At 59.2% G+C, this 3,726-nt stretch carries 3 protein-coding genes, 1 pseudogene and 1 other annotated feature; of the genes and pseudogenes, 2 read left to right on the top strand and 2 right to left on the bottom strand.

Features of this window, described 5'->3' with window-relative positions:
* Positions 1 to 71: 71 nt before the first annotated feature.
* Positions 72 to 458, bottom strand: a pseudogene (locus AC6EUL_RS22660) (transposase); the annotation flags it as partial.
* Between the two features lie 37 nt (positions 459 to 495).
* A protein-coding gene (locus tag AC6EUL_RS22655; protein WP_499872854.1) for an IS3 family transposase occupies positions 496 to 1,724 on the bottom strand; the annotation gives its coding sequence in 2 pieces (ribosomal slippage) (positions 496 to 1,436 and positions 1,436 to 1,724; 1,230 coding nt in all).
* Positions 1,327 to 1,443, bottom strand: a sequence feature (AL1L pseudoknot). (Overlaps the previous gene by 117 nt.)
* Between AC6EUL_RS22655 and AC6EUL_RS22650 the strand changes: the two genes are divergently transcribed.
* Positions 1,723 to 2,442: a LexA family protein gene (locus AC6EUL_RS22650; RefSeq protein ID WP_499872852.1), complete on the top strand. Its 720-nt coding sequence runs from the start codon at positions 1,723 to 1,725 to the stop codon at positions 2,440 to 2,442. The two genes, AC6EUL_RS22655 and AC6EUL_RS22650, sit on opposite strands and share 2 nt — an antisense overlap.
* A gap of 508 nt (positions 2,443 to 2,950) precedes the next feature.
* Entirely contained in the window at positions 2,951 to 3,346 is a 396-nt protein-coding gene (locus tag AC6EUL_RS22645; protein WP_499872850.1) for an acyltransferase, read from the top strand.
* Positions 3,347 to 3,726: the final 380 nt, after the last annotated feature.

Here is a 3,726-nt window from a genome sequence, read left to right as displayed (position 1 = left end):
TGCAAGGCATGGTCCGGCGAGCCCGGACGCTTCAGATCAAACCCGCTCCACCAAATGCCGGGACCAAACAGCTAGCGGTGCGAGTCTAACACTTGGTGCCCGCACCTTGCGGCCTGGATGATGCGATCCGGGTCGGCGGTCCAGACGAAGGGCTTCGGGTCGCCGTTACTCTCGGCGATGAAGCGTTTGATGGCGGCCTGCACCTCAACCAGCGACCCGAACACGCCGCGTCGGAGCCGGCGTTTTGCGAGCTTGGCGAAGAAGCCCTCGACGGCATTGAGCCACGAGGCTGAGGTCGGGGTGAAGTGGAAGGTCCAGCGCGGGTGGCGATCGAGCCAGGCACGGACCTTCGGGTGCTTGTGGACGGCATAGTTGTCCAAGACCGCGTGGACGATCTTGCCCGCCGGAACCGCCGCCTCGACTGTGTTGAGGAAGCGGATGAACTCTTGATGTCGGTGAACCGCGCCGGGTTTCCCGAAGGCCATTTGGTTTGGGTCAGGCTGCCAAGGCTTGCGCCTCGGTTTGTGCATAGTAGCGCGCTTCCGCTTCGGCGGGAGGCACGTTGCCGATCGGTTCGAGCAGCCGACGGTGATTGAACCAATCTACCCATTCGAGGGTGGCGAACTCTACGGCTTCGAACGACCGCCACGGGCCGCGCCGGTGGATGACCTCGGTCTTGAACAGTCCGATCACGGTCTCTGCGAGAGCATTATCGTACGAGTCGCCGACGCTGCCGACGGAGGGTTCGATGCCCGCTTCAGCAAGGCGCTCGGTGTATCGGATGCTCACGTATTGCGATCCGCGGTCGGAGTGACAGACGAGACCGCTGCCTGCGAAGGGGCGGCGCTCGTGCAGGGCCTGCTCCAGGGCATCGAGCACGAAGTCCGCCCGCGCCGAACGCGACACGCGCCAGCCCACGATCCGGCGAGCGAAGACATCGATGACGAAAGCCGCATAGACGAAGCCGCCCCAGGTCGCGACGTAGGTAAAATCCGCGACCCACAGCCTGTTCGGGCACGCGGCCTTGAACTGCCGGTTGACCCGGTCGAGTGGGCACGCCGCGGCCGGATCAGGGATCGTCGTCCGGACTGTCTTGCCCCGCACGACGCCCTTCAGGCCCATCGCTCGCATCAGCCGTGCGACGGTGCAACGAGCCACCGGAATCCCCTCACGGTCGAGCTGCCGCCAGATCTTGCGTACGCCGTAGACGCAGAAGTTCGCCTCGTACACGCGCCGGATCTCGGCCACGAGCGCTGCGTCCCGCTTGGCTCGGGCCGGCAACCTTGCGGGATCGGCTCGTTGCGCAGCATGGGCATGGTACGTCGACGGGGCGATCGGCAGCACGCGGCAGATCGGCTCGACCCCGTAGGCACCGCGGTGATCGTCGATGAAGGCGATCATCGCTTGAACGGGCGGTCGAGCTCGGCTTGGGCAAAATACGCCGATGCCTTTCTCAGGATCTCGTTGGCTTGCCGGAGTTCACGGTTCTCCCGCTCCAGCGCCTTGATCCGCTCGCGCTCGTCCGTCGTCGGACCCGCTCGTTGGCCCTGGTCTCGCTCGGCTTGGCGTACCCAATTCCGCAGCGTCTCGCCCGAGCAGCCGATCTTCGCGGCAATCGAGCGGATCGCACCGTACTGGGAATCATGCTCGCCCTGGTGCTCCAACACCATCCGCACGGCGCGCTCGCGGACTTCAGGGGAAAAGGGTGGGGTTCGCTTCGTCATGGCTCCATCCTCGCAAGATCAGGAGCCTCCGGGAAACCCGGCGCGGTTCAATGCGGCCAAGACCTCTCAGCCTCAGATCCTTCGGGTCGAGGGTTCACGCCACAAGCTCACCAAGGAGTGGGCCGAGCGCCTGGCGCCGCACCTCGGCGTCTCTGCGGAAACCTTGATGTTCCCTCCTGAAGGCCTGGACGCAGTCGCGGAGGGGGGCGAACATATCGTAGATGACAGCGACGGCATCGAGGTTCCGGGTGAGGTTGCGGCCGGCCGCTTGATGAGCCCTGAGGGTGCCGTCGATGAGACCATCTACGAGCGCGCGCCCATCACGCCGGACGCACGATACCCGAAGCACGCGCAATACGGCCTGTTCGTCCGCGGCACTTCCATCAATCGCATTGCGGTCGACGAAGACATTCTCCATTGCGTCGACATCCAGACCAGCGGACACATGCCGCAGAGCGCTGAGCTGGTGATCGTCGAGCAGATCCACCTTGGCCGGCACATGCGCGAACGGACCGCAAAAGTGCTGAAGGAGGTGGGAGACGAGCGATTTGTCGAGCTTTGGCCAGACAGCGACGACCCGGTGTGGCAAGAACCGATCCTGATTCCGCATCGCGTCTACAGCCATCATGCCGAGCCCGATTTGAAGGTAGAGATTCGTGCCTTTGTCATCGGCTCGTACCACCCGATGCAGACTCGTCGAAATGGCAGGCATTTCTAATGCGTGCAGGCTGTTATGAACTCTATGAGGGTGGAAGTTCTCGTCACATGGCACCAACGGATCAACGCTTCCGTGCTGCGATAACACCGCTTGACACTGTCGAGATTAAACTTTCTTAAGAGCGACAGATGACCACAGCTTTCATTGCGCCCGCAGAGCACCCTGGCTGGTATGTATGGCCTGTGATTTGGCTCGGAGAGATAGTCGCGACTGGGTACGCACCAACGATTGCGGAATGCCGAGAAGAAATTTATTTTCGGCTAGGCGCTGATATGTGTATCTATGAGCACAATCTGCTTGCAGCTTCCAAATACATAAGCGTCCATCCCAATGAGAATGTGCCTACAATATCTGTGCATCGAGCTGAGCGTCAATCGTCTGGCGACATATTAGATTTGATCGAAGCTAAACAAAAAGGTCTCCAATGCTTTACGCAGACCAGCCGCATCTAGGCAAGGTTCCGTGGAAGGTCATATTTAGAAATTGGATAAGGAGGAAGCTCATATGGATGCAATGGCTGTATTTTGCTAAATACTGGGGCATGGATATCCACCCTGTCACTTTGATTTCTCTGCAAGCGAAGCTCGATCGAAGCTATCCGCGAGGAATTCACATCGGTGAAGGTACAGCGATATCCTTTGGGGCTACGATTTTATCGCACGACTATGTTCGCAGAAAATATGAGCACACCCGGATTGGTAAATTTTGCCAAATTGGCGCTCGTAGTATCATTATGCCCGGCGTGACCGTCGGCGATCATAGTATTGTAGCGGCAGGAGCCGTCGTGATTAAAGATGTTCCTGCCCATACGATCGTTGGCGGAAATCCTGCTAAGGTAATAAAAGAGAATATTGAGACGGTATATTGGGGGCGTCTAAAAGAACATGATAGCGGCTATCATTGATTCAATCGGTCGTGCCTCCATCGGAATGAGGTCACGGCATAAAATGCATTTTAATTATATGACGCTTTCTTCAAGCAGAGCGTCATAGCACCGGTTGTTAGGTATAATACAATTGCCAACGGTCAAAACAGCAGCGTGTCTTCAACTCCTGTCGGGACCGTCCCATAAACGGCTAAGGTGACTGACTCGGCGCTGTCATCAAACTCCCGGATGCTGGACGCCAGAACGCCGTAGCGCCTACGTCGCTGCGGCCGTTTGCGCGTCTTTCAGCCTCGCGTCGGGCCTCGTCCGCGTTCTTGCAGGCTAGAGCATTTTCCAAGATCCCTGGGTCGTTGCGGCGAGGTGAGCGTTGATCCTTGAAGGTTTGTCAGGGAGACCGC

Source organism: Methylobacterium sp. 001424705, assembly GCF_059816145.1.
This window is presented reverse-complemented; position numbering and strand designations above follow the sequence as displayed.